The sequence below is a fragment of the Dietzia sp. B44 genome, from assembly GCF_014145245.1.
Taxonomy (GTDB): Bacteria; Actinomycetota; Actinomycetes; order Mycobacteriales; family Mycobacteriaceae; genus Dietzia; species Dietzia natronolimnaea.
Genome location: NZ_JAALEF010000511.1, coordinates 47978 through 48729 on the forward strand (window position 1 = coordinate 47978; position 752 = coordinate 48729).

2 protein-coding genes are annotated in these 752 nt (G+C 68.5%); one reads left to right on the plus strand and one right to left on the minus strand.

Annotation, left to right across the window (positions count from 1 at the left end; genetic code table 11):
* Positions 1-261, minus strand: a 261-nt coding sequence (locus G6017_RS17115; protein ID WP_347238034.1) for a Ku protein, incomplete at its 3' end; no start/stop codon positions are given.
* 72 nt (positions 262-333) lie between these two features.
* On the opposite strand from G6017_RS17115, the gene G6017_RS17120 reads away from it, so the two are divergent.
* Positions 334-752: TSUP family transporter (locus G6017_RS17120; protein ID WP_241731596.1), on the plus strand; the 419-nt coding region annotated here is incomplete at its 3' end.

The window sequence follows — 752 nt, forward strand, 5'->3', positions numbered from 1 at the left end:
GGACTGCTCTACCGGGAGGCTCGCCAGGTCCTCCTTGGTGAGGATGACCATCTCGCCGTCCTCGGACTCGTACGCCTTGGCGATGTCGGAGAACTCGACCTCCTCGCCGTTGTCGTCGCGGACCTTCTTGTAGCGGATGCGCACGCCATCCTTCTTATCGACCTGCCGCGCGTGCAGATCATGGTCCTCCGTCGCCGAATACACCTTGACCGGCACGTTCACCAGACCAAAGGAGACCTCGCCCTTCCAGATGGATCGCATGGAATGAGTATGCGATATCGGGGCGCGTGGCGCCGCCGGTCGCAGTCAGGCGCACCTGGAATGCTGTGGTCCATGCCCGCCGACGTCGGTCCCCTCCTCCTGCTGGTCGCGGCGGCGTCCGTCATCCTGGGCACGGTCCTGCAGCGCGTCAGCGGGATGGGGGTCGGGCTGGTGGTGGCACCCACCCTCACCCTGCTCCTCGGGCCCGTCGCCGGAGTACTGCTGACCAACGTCACCACCACCGTCTCCGCCGTGCTCATCGGGATCACGCTCCGCCGCGACATCGACTGGCGCCGGTACCGCCACCTCGCGCCCCTGATCGTCGTGGGATCCGTGCCCGGTGCGCTCCTGGTCGGCGCCGCCGACCGCAGCTGGCTCGAGGTGATCATCGGGGCCGCCCTGATAGGCACGCTGCTGATGACAGCCCTCGTACGCATCCCGCCCGTCAGCGGTGCCGTGCCGGCCGCGGTGGCCGGCACGGCAGGGGGGTT